Origin of the sequence: Janthinobacterium sp. SUN033, from assembly GCF_030397595.1 — a bacterium.
Lineage (GTDB): Bacteria > Pseudomonadota > Gammaproteobacteria > Burkholderiales > Burkholderiaceae_D > Janthinobacterium > Janthinobacterium kumbetense.
Genome location: NZ_JAPQNV010000002.1, coordinates 15,655 through 33,199 on the forward strand (window position 1 = coordinate 15,655; position 17,545 = coordinate 33,199).

Below are 17,545 nucleotides of genomic sequence, written 5' to 3' on the forward strand. Positions count from 1 at the left end.
AGTGAGCATCGCAGGCCGCAAATCATCGAGCGCAGTAGATTTGGTCAGGTGTTACTTGCTGCCGAGTGGCACTTCGCACAGGCAGTGCGTGAGGGCCATGAATGGTTTGTGCTCGCGCGTGATGCCGGACAGCCAGCTCAGGTCCTGCGCCATGCCCAGCGCCGCGTCGGCCGGCAAGCCCGTGCCGGCCAGGCCCAGTTTCACGTGCTCGCCCAATCCCAGCGAGGCCATGGCCTTGGAGCCGAACATGCCGATCAGGCGGTCCACGTTCGACGTTTCCTGCTCCAGGTACGTGACGCGGTAGTCGGCGCCCAGGTTGGCGCGCTTGGCGGCCGACGCCAGCGCATCGCCGTAGCTGCCGATGCGGTCGACCAGGTTGCGCTCTTTCGCCTGCAAGCCCGTCCAGACGCGGCCCTGCGCCACTTCATTGATCTTTTCCGGCGTCGTCTTGCGCGCCTTGGCGGCCAGGTTCAGGAAGTCGCCATACACGTGGTTGATCGAACCCTGGATCACTTGCGCAAAGCGGGGGTCGAGCGGACGCAAAGGGTTGCCCGCGTCGGCCAGCCAGGTGGTCGGCGAGCCGGCCGTGTGGATGCCCAGCTTTTCCACCACCTTGTCGGCCGTCGGCAAAATCGCGAACACGCCGATGGAACCGGTGATGGTGGCCGCGTCGGCGATGACTTCGTCGGACGAGGTGCTGATCCAGTAGCCGCCCGAAGCGGCCACATTGCCCATCGAGACGACCACCGGCTTGCCGGCGGCGCGCGTCAGTTCCAGTTCGCGGCGGATCAATTCCGAGCCGAAGGCGCTGCCGCCCGGCGAATCGACGCGCAGCACGACGGCTTTGATCGACTTGTCTTCGCGCGCCTGGCGGATCAGACGCGAGGTGGACAGGCCGCCGATGGCGCCCGGTGGCGCGATGCCGTCGCCGATTTCACCGGAGGCGATGACCACGCCGACGGCGTCGCCGATGTGCACGGGGCGCAGGCGCGCCAGGTAGTCGGTGTAGTTCACCTGGCGGAAATTCGTGCCTTCCGTGTTCTTCGCGCCGCGCGCCATCATGAACTGGCGCAGTTCGTCGCGCGTTTTCAGGCCGTCGACCAGCTTGGCGTCCAGCGACAGCTTGCCCAGGTCGCCGCCGGCCGCCGTCATCAGCGCCGGCAGCGCATCGATCGATTGCATGATGGCTCCGGCCGGCAGCTTGCGCGCCTTTTCCACGTCCGTCGTGTAGGTGGTCCACAGGCCGTTGTTCAGGTAGCGGTCCGCTTCGGCCGCCGCTTCGGACGGGCCATTGGCGATGAACGGCTCGGCAGCACTCTTGTACGTGCCCACTTTCAGCAGGTTCACCGTCACGCCGACCTTGTCGAGCGCGTCGCGGTAGTAATTGCGGTAGCGGCCAAAGCCTTCCAGCATGACGCCGCCCATCGGGTGCAGGAATACCTCGTCGGCCTTGACCGCCACCAGGTACTGGCGCTGGTTGTAGCTCGAACCCCAGGCCGTCACTTTCTTGCCCGTGGCGCGGAAGCGTTCCACGCCGGCCGCCACTTCGCGCAGCGAAGCGAGGCCGCCGCCCTGCAATTCGTCGAGCAGGATGACCATAGAACCGATGTTCTTGTCCTTGGCCGCCGTGTCGAGCACGGCCAGCACGTCGCGCAGCTGCACGTTTTTCTTGACTTCGCCGCTGACATTGGCCAGCACCGCTTCGCGCACGCCGCCCGGGGTTTCCTCGACCAGCGGGCCTTGCAAGTCCAGCACCAGCGTGGTCTTTTCCGCCAGGGGCTTGGCGCCGCCGCCAAAGATGGCGATCAGGATGGCGATGACGATCAGCAGGAAAATCAGATTGATGACCGCGCGGCGGGTGGCGTCCAGCGCGCGCCAGAATGCGCCAAAGCCGCGGCGCAGCGGCGGGAAGGGGTTGAGTGACATTGATGCTCCGTGAGGTTGTGTACCTAAAGGAAATCAATATAGCTGAAAATGGCCGCGATCGCCTTGGGATTCGTCTTATTTTGACAAGTATTGCGCGCCCTGGGCGCCCTGCCCTGGCGGCGTGGAAATGAGGAACAGGCCGCCCAGCACGAGGGAACCGTTCAGTATCAGCAATTCCAGGCCGAGGCGGTAATGCACAAACAGCAGCGCCTGCTCCTGCTCGATCAGCGCACACAGCAGTGGCCCGGCCACGGCCACCAAAGGCACCCAGCGGTCGCGCACGCCGCGCCGGCTCAGCAGGCCGAAGGCGAACAAGCCCAGCAGCGGACCGTAGGTATAGCTGGCCAGCTTCAGGATCACGCCTATCATGCTGGGATCATCGAGCCACTTGAAGACCATGATCAGGATCAAAAACAGGGCCGCAAAGCCCAGGTGCACCTTGCGGCGCCAGCGCATCTGCACGGCCGGGCTCAAATCCGGCCGCCGCTGCAAGCCCAGGATGTCGATGCAGAAGGTGGACGTCAAGGCCGTGAGCGCCCCATCCACGCTGGGAAACAGGGCGGAAATGAGGGCGATGAAGAAAATCAGCTGCACCACGGCGGGGAAATGCCCGAGCACCACGGCAGGGAACAATTTATCGCCCGTGGCCGTCACGCCGGCCAGCGGCGCGTACAGGTGCAGCAAGCCGCCGAGGAAGAGAAACAGCAGCAGCACGCCGGTCAGCACCACGGTCAGGCTGAGCATATTCTTTTGCGAGTCGCGCAGGGTGCGCACGGAGATATTCTTTTGCATCATTTCCTGGTCCATGCCCGTCATGGCAATGGTGATGAACATGCCGGCAAGAATGTGCTTCCACACGTAGGCGGGGCTGTCCGGGTCGGTGGTGAAGATGCGCGTGAGGCCTTGCGCGCGCATGCGTTCGAGGCTGTCGACGAGCGACAAGTCCATCTCGCGCAGCAAAAACACGCTGCAGATGACGAGACCGGCCAGCATGCACGCCGTTTGCAGGGTATCGGTCCAGACGATGGTCTTGACGCCCCCTTCATACGTGTAGAGCAGGATCAGCAGCAGCACGACGCACGCCGTCAGCCAGAACGGCACGCCGAAACTGTCGAGAATAGTTGCTTGCAGGATATTGACCACCAGATACAGCCGCGCCGTGGCGCCCAGCAGGCGCGAAACGATGAAAAACGCCGCCCCGCTCTGGTAGGAACGCCGCCCCAGGCGCAATTCCAGATAGCGGTAAATCGACGTGAGCTGCAGCCGGTAGTACAGCGGCAGCAAGATGAAGGTGATGGCCAGGTAACCGAGCACATAGCCGATCATCAGCTGGATATAGCCGAAGCCGTTGCTGCCCACGGCGCCGGGCACGCTGATGAAGGTCACGCCCGTCAAGGTCGTGCCCACCATGCCGAAGGCCACCAGCATCCAGTTGCTGTCCTTGTTGCCGATGAAAAAACTGTCGTTGGTGGCATGGCGCGAGGTGCGCCATGCCACGCCCAGCAAGATCAGGAAATACGCGAGGACGACGGCAAACAGGATGACTGGGGACATGGATGTTGCGCTGGCGGCAAAGAGGAACAGGGGCAGCAATATACAACAAAGCGTACAGCAATGCCCCCAGGCAATCAGGCGTCAGCAGCCGGTCGGTTTGACTTTTTCCACTTCCAGGCCGAACCACGGACGCAAGCGCGTACCGATGACGTTGCCCAGGAAGGCGCACACCAGCCACAACCAGCCGTGCAAGCTGCCCGAGACGATGCCGCTGAAATACGCGCCGATGTTGCAGCCGTAGGCCAGGCGCGCGCCGTAGCCGAGCAGCAAGCCGCCGACGATGGCGGCGATCAGCGAGCGGCGCGGGATGCGCCACACGGGCGCGTAGCGGCCGGCCAGCGCGGCCGCCAGCATGGCGCCCAGCACGATGCCGATATCCATCACGGAAGTCTTGTCTTGCGTCAATGGCGCGGCCAGCGCGGCGGCGTTCGCCTTGGTGGACCAGTAAGCCCAGCTGGCCGTGTCGATGCCGGCCACGGACGCCGCTTTCGCACCCCACAGGGCGAACGCCGACGTCACGCCCCATGGACGGCCCGACAGCGCCAGCGTGGCGAAGTTCAGCACGACGAGCGCAACGGCGCCCGCCACCAGCGGCCACGGCCCATGCAGCCAGGGCGACGCCTGCGCCGGGCGCAGGGGCGTGGCGACGAGCTTGCCGTGGCGGCGCTTTTCAACGAAGACCGTGATGGCGGCGATCAAGGCAAAGACGATCCAGTTCAGCGCCAGCGCGGGCGCCAGGCCCAGGGTCGTGACGAGGGAAATCGGTTGCAGTTGCGGCAGCGCCGTCCAGAACGGCATGTGCGCCGTGCCGATCACGGAGCCGACGATGAAGGCGGCCAGGGTGATGAGCATGCGCGTGCTGCCCCCACCGACTGTATACAAGGTGCCGGAGGCGCAACCGCCGCCCAGCTGCATGCCGATGCCGAAGATGAAGGCGCCGAAGATGACGGAAGTGCCGGCGGGCGAAACGAGGCCCGCGACGGGCGTGCCGAACAGGGTGCCGGCCGACAGCGCGGGGAAAAACAGCGCCACGCCCACGGCCAGCATCAGCATTTGCGCGCGCAAGCCGTCGCCGCGGCCATCGGCGATGAAGACGCGCCAGGCGGACGTGAAGCCGAAAGCCGCGTGATACAGGGTGATGCCGAGCAAGGCGCCCACCACGTACAGCGCGGCCTGGTTGATGCCGACGGTGTGCGCCAGGTACCACGCACCGATCAGGATGAGCAACAGGGCGACGCCCAGCGGTTTTGGATTGATGGCGGCGCGCAGGCCTGGCGGCGAAGCTGCAATATCGGACATGATGGGGGACGCTAAAGGGAGGGAAACGCCATTTTCCCCCGTTTTGCTGTTTTCTGCCAGCAAGTTAGCCGTCCGCCTGGCGCCGCCACGCCCAACGCCCCGTCCCCCGGGTCGAGGGACGGAGCGGATGGCGAGGGGCACGCAGCGGCAGAGAAGGCCTGCGCCTGCCTGCCCTGCGTGCCCGCTGCGGCGTCAGCTGACGCGCATCATTTCGACAGTTTCACCTGCGCCAGTTCCGCCGTCAGGTAGCCGACAGCACCGCTGGCCTTGCTGTTGTAGTTGGTGTTGATGATGATGTTGATCTGGTCCTTCAGCGCGGACGGCAAGGCAGGGAAGCGGCTCCACTCGTCGCCCGGATGCTGGAAGTTGCTCATCACATAGGTCCAGCCATTGATTTCATCGACCGCATGCAGGCCCGTCGATTCCGCGCCGGCCGGGCACGACAGCAAGCGCTCCAGCTTCTTGGTATCGACGTTGTACGCCCACAGGAAGTTGTTCAGGTGGTTGCCGCTGTCCTCGCCGATGAACAGGGTGCGCAGTTTTTCCGAGAACTTCAGGTTGTCGGGGCTGGCGATCTTGGCCGGGTTGGCCGTGTTGCCCAGGCCATCGGCCGCGATGTCTTCGCCCGCGATCAGCAGGGTCGACTCGCTTGGCACCCATTCGCTGTCGATCGCCGCGCCCGTGTCATCCTTCTGTCCGCCCGTCAGCTTGTGCGACACGACGGCGCCCGCCACCAGCTTCTTGAACTTGACGTTGTGGCCGGCCACGTAGCCCGAACCGCCTTCGACCATCGAATCCTGGATGTTGGCATACGCCGAGTAGGCGATCTTGTCCTTGGCGTTGACCGTCGTGCCCTCGTTCTTGGTAAAGGCCATGCTGCCGCCCTTCAGGGCCGCGTAGCGGTGGGTTTCCAGGAAGGCGGCGGCTTTTTCCTGGCCGGCCTTGACCCTGACCCAGGCGGTTTTCTTGTTCAGCACAATCTTCGTGTAGCTGGCGTCGGACGGATCGGCCAGGGTCGAATCCATGATGTCGGTGGCCTTGATGCCGCCGTCGACCAGCGCCTTGATCTCGGCGTGCGTCGCATGGCCCAGCTTGACCCATTGCAGCTTGCCGGTGGTGGTCTCGGTCAGCTGGGTCGTGTATTTGGCGACGTACAGGGTGCCGCCTGCGGCCAGGTCGGCCACCTTGTCGGCCACGAACATGAACAGCCCGCCATTCGTATAGTCGTCGCCGCCCAGGATGGTGCGCTGATCCGGCATCACCTGCACCAGTTCGCGCGAGTAGCGGCCCAGGCAATAGTGCTTCTTGATGCTGCCGGTGCCGTCCGGGTTGACCGACACTTCCGGCAGGTGGCCGTAGTCGTACGGATTGGCGGTCGTCGTATCGCCGAAGACGTTCTTGCTGAATTCCTTGAGCACGGCCAAGGTCTGGCCACCCAGGCCCTGGTCGAAGGCGTCGGGTTCGTACTCTTCGCTCGACAGATGGGTATTCCACGGCGACAAGCTGGCGCCGCAGGTAATCCACAGGCCCTTCACCAGCGAGGTATCGACATTGTGGTATTTCACCAGCGACAGCTTGCCGGTGGTCTGGTCCTGGTCCAGGCTCAGCACGGCGATCGGCGACGGCAGCGTGCCGTAGGTGGAGGCGCCGGCCTGGTTCAGCGAGTTGTATTCAAATTGCACCACGGCAAACACCGGCTTGCCCTTGACGCCGCTCACGCTGGCGTTGGCCACCGTCAGCATCGAGCTGCCGTCCGGCGAATCCGAGAAGAACTGGCGTTCCTTGCCCGGCACCGAACTGTCGATGATGGGCTGGTTCTTGATGTCGAAGTAGCCGCCCGCGATCACGGTGCCGCCCTTACCGTCCGGCACCCGGTCGCCCGTCAGGAAGAAAGGCTGGTACGCCAGGTTATAGCTGTTGCTGCTGCCATCGCTGAAATTGACCTTGAGCTTGGAGCCGACGGTGGTCGTGGCCAGCGCGGCTGGCGAACTCGCCAGTGGCGCGGCCATGCCGGTGAATTCCGCCGTGGTAAACGTCGCGGCAGGAACGACTGGCGGCGTCACCGCTGGCACGTCATTATCCGAACTGCCGCCACAACCGGACAGAAAAGCGCTGACGCCGGTCAAGCCGGCCAAAGGCAGCATGGGGGCACCGGCAAACAGTTGCAACAGGCGGCGGCGTGATGACTCAGGGGCGTAATTCGACATTTTTTGTTTCTTCCGTTATAAATAAATATCGTGGGACAGACCTGCTGGAATACGAGGCCGGAGCATAAACGACAAATATTTCAGCTTGATTACAGGCAAGCTGCACCGTGGAAGCGACGCCAAGCGGACGCCCCGCTTCTCAATGCCCCGTCGCCTGCATCGCTTTTGCGCCAGCGGGCCGCACGGGGATCGGGTTCAAACGGTCCAGGCGGCCGCTCAGGGCCGTCAAGCCGAATGCACCCAGCACGACGAGAGCGCCGATCCAGCCCGTGTGCACGAGGCCCAGGTGTTCCACGATGAGGCCGCCACCCCAGGCGCCGCCGGCGATGCCCAGATTGAAGGCGGCGATATTCAGGCCGGACGCCACGTCGACGGCACGGGGCGTGAAGTGTTCCGCTTGCTGCACGACATACACTTGCAAACCAGCCACGTTACCGAAGGCCACGGCGCCCCACAGCAGCACGGTGATGACGACGAGCACGGGATGCGGCGCCGTGAAGGTGAGCAGCAACAAGACGGCCGCCAGCAGCAGGAAGATCAGTTTCAGGGCGCTGACAGGGCCTTTCTTGTCGGCCAGCTTACCGCCCCAGATATTGCCAAACGCCACAGAGACGCCATACACGAGCATCACCACGCCCACGGCGCCGGCGCTGAAACCCGACACTTGCTGCAGAATCGGCGCCAAATACGTGAAGGCGATGAAGGAACCGCCATAGCCGACGGCCGTCATGGCGTACACCAGCAGCAGGCGCGGCTGGCCCAGCACCTGCACTTGCTGCAGCAGCGAGGCCGGTTTGCTGTGCTTGATGGTCGATGGCACGTACAGCAGGCTGCCGACAAAGGCGATCAAGCCCAGCGCCGAAACGGCGAGGAAAGTTTCGCGCCAGCCGAAATGCTGGCCGATGAAAGTACCCAGCGGCACGCCCGTCACCAGGGCCACGGTCAAGCCCGTAAACATGATGGCAATCGCGCTGGCCGCCTTGTCTTTCGGCACCAGGGACGTGGCGATGGTCGAGCCGATGGAAAAGAAGACGCCATGCGCCAGCCCCGTCAGGATGCGGGCGATGACGAGGGTTTCGTAGCCCGGCGATTTCCAGGCCAGCAAGTTACCCAAGGTGAACAAGACCATCAGCGAGAGCAGCAAGGTCTTGCGCGCAATCTTGCCCGTCAGGGCAGTCAGCACGGGCGCGCCGACGGCGACGCCCAGCGCATACAGGCTGACCAGCAAGCCGGCCGATGGCAGGTTGACGCCCAAGTCCGCGGCGATGGTGGGCAGCAGCCCGACGATGACAAACTCCGTGGTTCCGATGGCAAATGCGCTGAGGGTCAGCGCGAGCAAGGCAATGGGCATGGCAAACTCCGATAAATGATGTTGGCATGCAGTATCGGGGTTTTCTTTGTTTCGAAAAATACCTCATCAGGCAGAAAATAGTTGCGCACAGCTCAATAATAGAGCGGTCTGCTACACTGGCCGCATCCACACGGGGTCACCACCATGAATTCAGAAAAACTGGCGCTGCTGGTCACGCGCGAAATGCCATATGGGAAATATCAGGGACGCTTGCTGGCCGACTTGCCGGGCCACTACCTGGGCTGGTTCGCGCGCGAGGGCTTTCCCTCGGGCGAACTGGGCAGTCTGATTGCGCTGATGTACGAACTCGACCACAACGATCTGCGCAGCTTGCTCGACCCCTTGCGCACGCGCAAGTCGCCGTGGCGGCCGGGCGAGTAAGGCCGAGCCGAATGTCATGAAAAATAGAAACAGACTATTGAGATTGAAAAAATTTTAAATGTTATAAAAATTAATCTAATAAGTTGCGAAAAAAATCATTATCGTTCTTCATCCCAGCCCCAAGACGAAAATGACTGCAAACAAAACAATATTACACAATTATAAATTGCAATCGACATATAATTTTGAAATTTTCCACTACTAGCGGAATCCACCATCAGAAATCTCATTTCACTTAAAACATCTAATTTATTTCTAATATTTCTAAGTCCCCGCGAAATCTTCGGAGATTCATCAATGGAAAATTGATCTAACCTACTTACTTCCAAGATGTCATTAATCTCCTTTACGCTTTCAGCTGCACTCTTCCTCAGCAATGACAAATCGACATCAATAGAGCTTAGTGCATCACTCATCTTCATAAGAAATTCAGCAGCTCGCCTGGGGTCCATTCTACATTTCAATTCGGACACAATCTTACAAAAACCAATATCTTTTAATAGCTCATATTCCTGTCGGGAATTGACATTTGAAAAATATAAACCCTCCAATTCCCTTCTAAAATTACTACTAACATAATTCGACACTGAATTAATATCACTTTCCAAATCGATCATGTGATGCAGTCTCCCTGCCATATGAATTCCAGGCTGCCATCCTAAATGTCCCTTGAAAGCACACGCTATCATTTCGGCCGCCTCCAGAGAAAGGTGACGGAGTGGTCGATGATAAATTCCGCCATCGCACCCCACATTAACTGCATCAAAAAACAATCCTATTTTATTTAAAACATCACCAGCATCACTGCCAATATCAAGTATTGTCTTGCGGTATTTTTCCTGGATAGCTATCAATCTTAGCCGATAAGAATCATGGTATTGCGCCAAGTAAGATTTTTTATCATTATTTCTTGAGGATGCAGCTATTTCGCTTTGTTTTTTTGCATAAAAAACACTAAAAATAGCTGACAGAAGTGCCAAAACAGAAACAATGAAGGCGGCAACATCAAAGGAAAATTTCATGAAAATTCTCAGTATCAAAGCGAAAATATATTGATTAAATAGCAATTGAATACATTCATAACCCCTGCACTTTCTTTGCCAGCATGGAGCTGAACTCGCCGTTTTCCACGAGCTTGTGCAGCTCGCTGGCACCACCGATGAGCACGCCGTTGACGAAGACCATGGGGAACGTGGGCCAGCCCGTCCACATCTTGAGGGCATTGCGGCGGTGCCACTGGTTCAGATAACTGCCGTATTGCAGGTACTGGTAGGGCGTGCCCAGCACGTCAAGGATCTTGCGCGCCTTGCGCGGAAACGGATTGAGCGCCATGCCGACGACGACCACCTGGTGCGCGGCGATGGCCGCCTGCACTTCGCGCACAATGTCCTTGTGCTTGCTGCCGATCAAAGGGCGGGCGGCGGAATGGATCTGGGCTTGGTCAAGGATGGCGCGGGTCATGAAAGTCCTGGGGTGAGTGGCATGCGGAACACGCATTGTGCCACGCGCCCAGGCCGGCGTGGGCTACACTGCGCTTCTCCTCCTCTACGCGTGAAATATATGCAAGAAATCATTCCCATGCCTGAATACCGCACCCGCCGCCTGCTCGGCGCTCTTCTGCTCGCCGCCGCCACTTGCGCCAGCGCCGCCGCTGCAGCATCTGCTGCCGCTGCCGACGGGGGGCTCGAAAGCGGCCTGGTCCATGCGCTGCACCTGAAAAAGGGCACGACGCAGCGAGTGGGCACCTCCGGCAAGGCCATCGCCGCCTACATGCGCGAAGGTTTTATTGGCAAGCGCCCCAACCAGCGCGCCGACTACACGGATTACTACCTGCTCAAGAAACCGGCCAGCTTCATGGGACACGAACTGGTGCTCATCGAAGAGGAATACATCACGCAATACATAGGCTGCTGCGTCAGCCCCGGGGCCGGCGTGACGGTAAAGGTCAACGGCAGCACGCAAAAGCTGCAGGCGTTCGCCCGCGCCCAGCGCTGCACCCTGACCGACCCCGTCGATATCCGGAAAAACCTGCGCGAAGTGGCCATCCAGACCACGCTGCCCAAGGGCCATTACGCATCCTTGAGTTGCCGCGAACGCGACGCCGAGCGCGAAGAGCCGTGATGACTGCCAGCACTCAGAATAGCTCGTCGAGCAGCAGATGGAATTGCAGCTTGCCTTGATCGATATCAACGATCCCATATTGCTGAACAAACCTTGGCGGTAGCGCGGCGTCCAACTCACCAAGAGCACGCCAAACGATGGCCAGGTCCTGGTAACGGTCGGCAACGCCCGCCCGGCCCACGTCCAGGCAGCCGACGACGGCGCCATCGTGCATCAGGATATTTTCCAGCGAAAAATCGCCATGCGTGACGACGAGATCGGGGGGGAGCGGCAGGTAGCCTTGCAGCGCCAGCCACACTTGCTGCGCCGTCCAGCCTTCCCGCTCGGCATCGAAATCGCCGGCATCGACGAAGCCCGCATCGATGCGCCGGCGCGCCTGGACCAGCCGCGCGGCATGGCTGGCGTCGAACGGGCAGTCGCTGACGGGAAGCGCGTGCAGGCGGCGCAGGAAGACCGCCAGCGCGTCGGCCACGGCGGAGCCCAGCGCAGGATTGTCTTCCAGCACCTGGCACGCCGTGTTGCCCGGCATGGCCGCCGTCAGCAGCCATGCCTGCTCCGGGCTTGCCGCGCGGGCAAATTGCGCCACCGCCGGCACGGGGAGATACTGCGCCAGCCAGCGCAGGCGCGCCAGTTCGTCGGCGAGCTCGGCAGCGGCGGCACCCGTGCCGTGTTTCAGGAACAGGTCCGGCGCGCCATCCCTGCCCTGCAAGCGGTAGACGGCAGCGTCCGACTCACCGACGCTGTCGCGCGCCCAGTCGTACCCTGCCACGGCGGCGCGCATGCTGGCGGGCATGGCGGCCAGCATGGCCGCTTGTGTCTTGTTAGAAATGCTCATCTGCCTGGCCCTTGTTCTATGTCAGCGGCACGTGCAAGCCCATCTTGAGGCAAGTCAAGGCCACCGACGTGCGGTAGCGGCGGATATTGTCGTCGCCGCCGAACAGGCGTTCCGTCAGCGCCTCGTATTCGGCCATGCTGCTGGCCGTGATGACCAGCAGGTAATCGGCCTCGCCCGTGATGCCGTAGCACTGCTGGATGGCGGGTTCGGCCATGATGCGCGCGCGCATGCCGGCCGTGCGCTGCGGATGCTCGTCGTGCAAATGCACTTCCACCGTCAGTATCAGCGGGCGGCCCAGGCGGCTGGCGTCGAGCACGGCCACCTCCTTGCGGATCACGCCGCTCTCGCGCAGGCGGCGGATGCGCCGCTGCACGGCCGGCGCGGACAAGTGCACGGCCTGGGCGATTTCGCGCTGCGAGGTCGTGTTATCGCGCTGCAAGATATCGAGGATGGCCAGGTCGAAGGCATCGAGGGCGACAGCAGGCGTGAGCGAAAGTTGCGTCATAAAGGTCAAAATGCAGTGCAAATATCGGAGCAGACACAATAAACTTTCACCACTTCGATATCAAGCCATTTATCACCATGCCATTACGCCGCTATTCCTCCTTGATTCCCCTGCTGGCCATCCTCGGCTCCGTCACCTGCCTGGGACTGGGCACGTCGTGGGCCAAGCACAGCCTGTTCCCGCTGGTGGGCGCGCAAGGCACGACGGCCGTGCGCGTGGGCTTTTCCGCCTTGCTGCTGTTGCTGTTCTGGCGCCCGTGGCGCTGGCAGCTGAGCCGCGCCGACTTGCGCACGGTGGCCCTGTACGGCGCGGCGCTGGGGCTGACGAACCTGTGCTTCTACATGGCCTTGCGCACGATACCGTTCGGCATCGCCGTCGCCATCGAGTTTTCCGGCCCGCTGGCCGTGGCCCTGCTCGCCTCGCGCCGCCCGCTCGACTTCGTCTGGGTGGCCCTGGCCGTGGCGGGACTGGCGCTGCTGTTGCCGCTGGGTCACGACGTCAGCAATCTCGATCCCACGGGCGTGCTGTTCGCCCTGGGCGCCGCCGTCTGCTGGGCTTCGTACATCGTCTTCGGCAAGCGCGCCAGCCATTTGCATGCGGGCCACTCCGTGTCGCTGGGCCTGGCCATGGCCGCGCTGGTGGTCGTGCCTGTCGGCGTGATGCACAGCGGCGCCGCCCTGCTCTCGCCCGTCGTGCTGGGCGTGGGCCTGGGCGTCGCGCTCATTTCCAGCGCCATCCCGATCTCGCTGGAAATGGTGGCCCTGAAACGGCTGACGCCGCAAGCGTTCGGCATCATGAGCAGCATGGAGCCTGCCGTTGCCGCCATGCTCGCGTTCATCCTGCTCGACGAACGCCTGGACACTGCGCAATGGCTGGCCATCGCCATGATCATGGCGGCATCGATGGGCAGTTCCTACATGGCGCAGCGCATGAAGAAACCGGCACCGGCCGTCGCCGTGCATACCTGAACCTCAGTGCGCGGCCGCACCCGCCACATGCGCCGCCAGGTTCTTGCGCGCCAGCCACGCCAGCGGCAGCAGGGCCAGCAGCGCGGCGGCCACGCCGGCCCAGGGCGACGACGCCATCAGTTGGCGCGAAACCATCAGCGCACCGAGCATGGAACCGAAGGAAATGCCGAGGTTAAACGCGGAAATGTTCAGGCCCGAGGCGAAATCGACGGCGTGCGGCGTGTAGCGCTCAGCCGTGGCCAGCATGCCTGCCTGCAGGGCGGGCGACAGGCCGAAGGCGAACACGCCCCAGACGAACAGCATCACCGTCATCATCCAGGGCGAACTGATGCTCAGCGCCACGCCCGCTTGCGTGACGGCCAGCAATAGCAGCATCGCGCGCAAGGCCTTTTGCCAGCCCAGGTGGCTGGTCAGGTAGCCGCCCGCCAGGTTGCCGGCAAAGGTGGCGGCGCCAAACACGATCAGCAAGGCGCTGGCCATGGTGGCGGAAAAGCCCGTCACATCCGTCAGGATGGGCGTGATGAACGTGAACGCGGCAAAGCTGCTGCCAAAGCCAAACGTCGTAATCGCCATCATCGTCAGGATGGGGCCGCTGCCCAGCGCCGCCAGCTGCGTCATGGCCTTGCCGCCCTTACCCTGCTGCAAACCGGCCGGCAGCCAGCGCGCCATGGCGGCCAGGCCCAGCGCGGCCAGCAGCACCACGGCAAAGAAGGGCAGGCGCCAGCCCATCAAGTTGCCGAGGAAACTGCCGAACGGCACGCCGATCACCATGGCCAGGGTCAATCCGGCAAACATCACGGAAATCGCCCTGCCCGCCTGCGCCTTGGTGACGAGGCTGGTGGCCACCGTGGCGCCGATGGCAAAGAAGGTGCCGTGCGCCACGGCCGTGATGACACGCCCCAGCAGCAACAGTTCGAACGTGTGCGAAAAGGCGGCCAGCAGGTTACCGGCCAGGAACACGCTCATCAGCCCCAGCAGGGCAGCCTTGCGCGGCAGGCGCGACATCAGCAGCACCAGCAGCGGCGTGCCGATGGCCAGCGCCAGCGCATACAGGCTGACCAGCGAGCCGGCCGATTCGATGGAAATATGCAAATCTTTTGCGATGGTCGGCAAGATGCCGACGACGATGAATTCGGTCACGCCGATGGCAAAGGCGCCGACGGCCAGCGCCAGCACGCCGGGCGGCATCTTGCTGGCTGAAGTGGAAACAGGGTTTGCGGTGGTCATGGTATTTCTCCGGCAGAGTTCAAGCCAGCCAGTGTATCGATGCAAACGCTTTTGATATAGACTCCAATAATGGAAACACCTGTGAAATGGATTCAATAATGGCCAGGCAAGACATCAACCGCGCGTTCGAGATGGCCGTGTTTGCCGCCGTGGTGGAAACGGGCGCCTTTTCCGCCGCCGCGCGCCGCCTAGCCTTGACGCCGTCGGCCGTCAGCAAGCTCGTCAATCGACTGGAAGCGCGGCTCGGCGCGCGGCTGCTCCAGCGCAGCACGCGCCAGCTGCACACGACGCCCGAGGGCGACGCCTTCTTTATCCAGTGCAAGCGCATCCTCGACGATATCGAGAGCGCCGAGCGCGAAGCATCGCAGGGCGCCGCGCCGCGCGGGCGCCTGCGCATCAACTGTTTCGTGCCGTTCGGCGTGCGCCATCTGCTGCCCATCCTGCCCGAGTTCGCGCAGCGCTATCCCGACATCGTGCTCGACGTCGTCGTCAGCGACGCCATCGTCGATCTGCTGGAAGACCGCACCGACATCGCCATCCGCACGGGCAAGCTGAAGGAATCGAACCTGGTGGCGCGCAAACTGGGCGAGGATGCGATGGTCGTCGTGGCCTCGCCCGCCTACGCGGCGCGCCACGGCTTGCCGCGCACGCCGCAGGAATTATCACGGCACAATTTGCTGGCGTTCAACTTCCGCTGCCAGAACGAAACCTGGCCCTTCCTCGATGGCGCGGGCGGATCGATACAGGTGGCGCCGCAGGGCAATACCTGCGTCAGCGATGGCGAAAGCATGCGCCAGCTGGTGCTGGCCGGCATGGGGCTGGGACGCTTTTCGCGCCAGCACGTGCTGCGCGACATCGAGCGAGGCGATTTGCTCCCCGTGCTGCAGGACTACAACCCGGGTGACAAGGAAGTCGTGCACGCCGTCTTCGTGGGACCGGGCTTGCAAGTGCCCGCGCGGGTGCGCGTGATGCTCGATTATCTGCTGGAAAAAGTGCAGCTGGGTGGCGCTTAAAGCGCCAGTTCTTCCAGCCGCAATTGCCGGCCTTCACCCAGCATCAGCTCGAATTCGGCCGCCGGCACGGCCGGACTGAACAGATAACCTTGCAACTGGTCGCAGCCGAGTTCACGCAGGAAGCGCATCTGCTCGGCCGTTTCCACCCCTTCAGCGACGATTTCCTGGCGCAGCTGCTGCGCCATGGTGACGATGGCGCGGGCGATGGCGCAATCGTTTTCCTCGAAGGGCAAGCCGATGACGAAGGAGCGGTCGATTTTCAAGGTGCTGATGGGGAATTTCTTCAGGTAGGCCAGGCTGGAATAGCCGGTGCCGAAGTCGTCCAGCGCCAGCGCCAGGCCCATGGCCACCAGCTGGTTCATGATGTCGATCACCTTGTCGGCGCCGCGCATCAACAGACTTTCCGTGATTTCCAGCATGATCTGCTCGGGCCGCACGCCGTAGCGTTCCAGCACGGCGGCTATGCGCGCCGGCAACTGTTCATCGAACTGGCGCGCCGACAGGTTGACGGCGATGGCCGGCATGTGCAGGCCACGGTCTTCCCAGCTGCGGATCTGGCGGCACGCCTCGTCCAGCACCCAGGTGCCCAGCTCCAGAATCAGGCTGGTTTCCTCGGCGACGGGGATGAAGAGGCCGGGCGAGACCATGCCGCGCATCGGATGCTTCCAGCGCAGCAAGGCTTCCGCGCCCACGATGCGCCCGCTGGCCAGGCTCACTTTCGGCTGGTAATGCAATTCCAGTTCCTTGTCGCCCAGCGCCAGGCGCATTTCGCTTTCCAGGCGCAAATGTTCCTTGGCCCGGCGGTTCATGTCTTCGCGGTAAAACAGGAAGGTCGATTCGATCGTCTGCCCCGCCTTGGCCACGGCCACGTCGGCAAAGCGGAACAGGGCCGGCGCTTCCAGGCCGTCTTCCGGATACACGGTGATGCCGATGCTGGCGCCCACATGCAGGGCGTGCGCATCGATATTGATCGGCGCCTCCAACAGGTTGAGCAGCTTTTGCGCCACGTTCGCCGCGTGTTCGCGCTTTTCGATATGCAGCAGGGCGACGACGAACTTGCTGTTGTCGACGCGTGCCAGGATGTCGGCGTCGCGCAGGGCGCCGCGGAACAGCTGGCCGATGGCGATCACCAGCTGGTCGCCCACTTCATGGCCCAGCGTGTCGCTGATGGAACCGATGCGGCTGATGTCGATGACCATCAGCGCGCCATGCGTGCCCTGGCGTTTCGCTTCGGCCAGGCCCTGGTCGACCAGCTGGTTCAGCAGGCAGCGGTTGGGCAAGCCCGTCAGGCTGTCGTAGTTGGCCATGCGCTGCATGCGCGCTTCGGCATCCTTGTGCACCGAGATATCGGAAAACAGGGAAAACACGTGGCTGATTTCGCCGAATTCGTCGCGCACGACGCTGATGGTGACGTCTTGCGGGAACAGCTCGCCATTCTTGCGCTTGCCGATGATTTCGCCGCGCCAGGAGCCGTGGCCGCGCATGGCGGCGCGCACCTTGGCGCGGAAATCGGGATCGTGCACGCCCGAGCGCAGCAAGTCCGGCGTGCGGCCGATGGCTTCGGCCGGCGAATAGCCGGTGATGCGGCTGAAGGAACTGTTGATGGAGACGATGCGCTCTTCCGCATCCGTGATCAGCACGGCTTGCTCGCTGTCTTCGATGATGCGTGCGTGCAACCTTACCTTGTCCACGTCGGACAGCGGCTCGCTCATGGCCGACAGGCGCACGGCCATGCCGCACGCCTTGCCCGCCTGGTCGTGGATCACGTGGCGGTGCATGCGCAGCCACGTCACCATGCCCGACTTCTTGCGCCGGCGCACATCGGTGGCCACGTCGCCCTGCGTGAAATGCAATTCCAGCACGCTCGCTTCCGCGTCGTCTTCCGGATACAGGAACAGGATGTGCTGGCCCAGGGCTTCCAGCTCGGAATAGCCGAACATCTGCTCGGCGCCATGGTTCCAGCCGATCAGGAAGCCGTCGGGATCGATTTCCAGCAAGGCGTCGGGGGGCGCCACGCGCACCACGGGCCGGCTGGCGCCGCGCAGCCGCTCCAGTTCCTCCTCCAGCCGCGCCAGGGTGGCGGCCTGCTGCGGCCCCGCCTGTTCACGGGCATCCTGGGCCAGGCGCAGGCACAGCGCAACCTTCGCCTCAAGCATGG

15 protein-coding genes are annotated in these 17,545 nt (G+C 62.7%); 4 read left to right on the forward strand and 11 right to left on the reverse strand.

Annotation, left to right across the window (positions count from 1 at the left end; translation table 11 throughout):
- Positions 1-51 precede the first annotated feature (51 nt).
- The 5 genes from sppA to OX460_RS08635 all read right to left on the reverse strand — a co-directional run bounded on the left by sppA (position 52) and on the right by OX460_RS08635 (position 8,337).
- Entirely contained in the window at positions 52-1,926 is a 1,875-nt protein-coding gene (gene sppA / locus OX460_RS08615; protein WP_289898435.1) for a signal peptide peptidase SppA, read from the reverse strand.
- 75 nt (positions 1,927-2,001) lie between these two features.
- Entirely contained in the window at positions 2,002-3,480 is a 1,479-nt protein-coding gene (locus tag OX460_RS08620) for a sodium:solute symporter (RefSeq protein ID WP_289898436.1), read from the reverse strand.
- A gap of 81 nt (positions 3,481-3,561) precedes the next feature.
- Complete coding sequence (locus tag OX460_RS08625; RefSeq protein WP_289898437.1) at positions 3,562-4,779, reverse strand: YeeE/YedE family protein; 1,218 nt, start codon at positions 4,777-4,779, stop codon at positions 3,562-3,564.
- A gap of 206 nt (positions 4,780-4,985) precedes the next feature.
- Complete coding sequence (locus OX460_RS08630) at positions 4,986-6,986, reverse strand: alkaline phosphatase PhoX (protein ID WP_251351464.1); 2,001 nt, start codon at positions 6,984-6,986, stop codon at positions 4,986-4,988.
- 139 nt (positions 6,987-7,125) lie between these two features.
- The gene (locus tag OX460_RS08635; protein WP_251351462.1) at positions 7,126-8,337 is read right to left on the reverse strand and encodes an MFS transporter; all 1,212 of its coding nucleotides are present in this window, start codon (positions 8,335-8,337) and stop codon (positions 7,126-7,128) included.
- Positions 8,338-8,481: 144 nt separating this feature from the next.
- On the opposite strand from OX460_RS08635, the gene OX460_RS08640 reads away from it, so the two are divergent.
- Entirely contained in the window at positions 8,482-8,718 is a 237-nt protein-coding gene (locus tag OX460_RS08640; protein WP_034749909.1) for a DUF3820 family protein, read from the forward strand.
- A 98-nt stretch (positions 8,719-8,816) separates the two neighbouring features.
- Here the strand turns inward: OX460_RS08640 and OX460_RS08645 are convergent, their stop codons facing one another.
- Together OX460_RS08645 and OX460_RS08650 are read right to left on the reverse strand one after the other, a co-directional pair.
- Entirely contained in the window at positions 8,817-9,740 is a 924-nt protein-coding gene (locus tag OX460_RS08645) for a hypothetical protein (RefSeq protein WP_289898438.1), read from the reverse strand.
- Between the two features lie 55 nt (positions 9,741-9,795).
- Positions 9,796-10,179, reverse strand: a complete 384-nt coding sequence (locus OX460_RS08650; RefSeq protein WP_289898439.1) for a glutaredoxin — start codon at positions 10,177-10,179, stop codon at positions 9,796-9,798.
- Between the two features lie 117 nt (positions 10,180-10,296).
- On the opposite strand from OX460_RS08650, the gene OX460_RS08655 reads away from it, so the two are divergent.
- Positions 10,297-10,839: a hypothetical protein gene (locus OX460_RS08655; RefSeq protein WP_289898440.1), complete on the forward strand. Its 543-nt coding sequence runs from the start codon at positions 10,297-10,299 to the stop codon at positions 10,837-10,839.
- A 13-nt stretch (positions 10,840-10,852) separates the two neighbouring features.
- Here the strand turns inward: OX460_RS08655 and OX460_RS08660 are convergent, their stop codons facing one another.
- Positions 10,853-11,674: an APH(3')-I family aminoglycoside O-phosphotransferase gene (locus OX460_RS08660; RefSeq protein ID WP_289898441.1), complete on the reverse strand. Its 822-nt coding sequence runs from the start codon at positions 11,672-11,674 to the stop codon at positions 10,853-10,855.
- 16 nt (positions 11,675-11,690) lie between these two features.
- Positions 11,691-12,179, reverse strand: coding sequence for an Lrp/AsnC family transcriptional regulator (locus OX460_RS08665; protein ID WP_251351457.1), 489 nt, complete (start codon positions 12,177-12,179; stop codon positions 11,691-11,693).
- A gap of 77 nt (positions 12,180-12,256) precedes the next feature.
- Between OX460_RS08665 and OX460_RS08670 the strand changes: the two genes are divergently transcribed.
- Positions 12,257-13,147, forward strand: a complete 891-nt coding sequence (locus OX460_RS08670) for a DMT family transporter (RefSeq protein ID WP_251351455.1) — start codon at positions 12,257-12,259, stop codon at positions 13,145-13,147.
- 3 nt (positions 13,148-13,150) lie between these two features.
- Here OX460_RS08670 and OX460_RS08675 read toward each other — a convergent pair whose 3' ends face one another.
- Complete coding sequence (locus OX460_RS08675; protein WP_289898442.1) at positions 13,151-14,374, reverse strand: MFS transporter; 1,224 nt, start codon at positions 14,372-14,374, stop codon at positions 13,151-13,153.
- An 86-nt stretch (positions 14,375-14,460) separates the two neighbouring features.
- On the opposite strand from OX460_RS08675, the gene OX460_RS08680 reads away from it, so the two are divergent.
- On the forward strand, positions 14,461-15,387 hold the full coding sequence (locus OX460_RS08680; RefSeq protein WP_257218931.1) for a LysR family transcriptional regulator: 927 nt from the start codon (positions 14,461-14,463) through the stop codon (positions 15,385-15,387).
- On the opposite strand, the gene OX460_RS08685 is transcribed toward OX460_RS08680, so the two are convergent.
- Positions 15,384-17,543 carry an EAL domain-containing protein gene (locus tag OX460_RS08685; protein ID WP_289898443.1) on the reverse strand — a complete coding sequence of 720 codons (2,160 nt, stop codon included), beginning with the start codon at positions 17,541-17,543 and terminating at the stop codon, positions 15,384-15,386. The genes OX460_RS08680 and OX460_RS08685 overlap by 4 nt on opposite strands.
- Positions 17,544-17,545: the final 2 nt, after the last annotated feature.

What these genes read in the sequence shown, in the direction of transcription:
- OX460_RS08660 (WP_289898441.1), bottom strand. Translation starts at nt 11,674, where the DNA reads ATGAGCATTTCTAACAAGACACAAGCGGCCATGCTGGCCGCCATGCCC.
- OX460_RS08670 (WP_251351455.1), top strand. Translation starts at nt 12,257, where the DNA reads ATGCCATTACGCCGCTATTCCTCCTTGATTCCCCTGCTGGCCATCCTC.
- OX460_RS08680 (WP_257218931.1), top strand. Translation starts at nt 14,461, where the DNA reads ATGGATTCAATAATGGCCAGGCAAGACATCAACCGCGCGTTCGAGATG.
- OX460_RS08650 (WP_289898439.1), bottom strand. Translation starts at nt 10,179, where the DNA reads ATGACCCGCGCCATCCTTGACCAAGCCCAGATCCATTCCGCCGCCCGC.
- OX460_RS08655 (WP_289898440.1), top strand. Translation starts at nt 10,297, where the DNA reads ATGCCTGAATACCGCACCCGCCGCCTGCTCGGCGCTCTTCTGCTCGCC.
- OX460_RS08675 (WP_289898442.1), bottom strand. Translation starts at nt 14,374, where the DNA reads ATGACCACCGCAAACCCTGTTTCCACTTCAGCCAGCAAGATGCCGCCC.
- OX460_RS08685 (WP_289898443.1), bottom strand. Translation starts at nt 17,543, where the DNA reads ATGCTTGAGGCGAAGGTTGCGCTGTGCCTGCGCCTGGCCCAGGATGCC.
- OX460_RS08635 (WP_251351462.1), bottom strand. Translation starts at nt 8,337, where the DNA reads ATGCCCATTGCCTTGCTCGCGCTGACCCTCAGCGCATTTGCCATCGGA.
- OX460_RS08665 (WP_251351457.1), bottom strand. Translation starts at nt 12,179, where the DNA reads ATGACGCAACTTTCGCTCACGCCTGCTGTCGCCCTCGATGCCTTCGAC.
- OX460_RS08625 (WP_289898437.1), bottom strand. Translation starts at nt 4,779, where the DNA reads ATGTCCGATATTGCAGCTTCGCCGCCAGGCCTGCGCGCCGCCATCAAT.
- OX460_RS08645 (WP_289898438.1), bottom strand. Translation starts at nt 9,740, where the DNA reads ATGAAATTTTCCTTTGATGTTGCCGCCTTCATTGTTTCTGTTTTGGCA.
- OX460_RS08630 (WP_251351464.1), bottom strand. Translation starts at nt 6,986, where the DNA reads ATGTCGAATTACGCCCCTGAGTCATCACGCCGCCGCCTGTTGCAACTG.
- sppA (WP_289898435.1), bottom strand. Translation starts at nt 1,926, where the DNA reads ATGTCACTCAACCCCTTCCCGCCGCTGCGCCGCGGCTTTGGCGCATTC.
- OX460_RS08640 (WP_034749909.1), top strand. Translation starts at nt 8,482, where the DNA reads ATGAATTCAGAAAAACTGGCGCTGCTGGTCACGCGCGAAATGCCATAT.
- OX460_RS08620 (WP_289898436.1), bottom strand. Translation starts at nt 3,480, where the DNA reads ATGTCCCCAGTCATCCTGTTTGCCGTCGTCCTCGCGTATTTCCTGATC.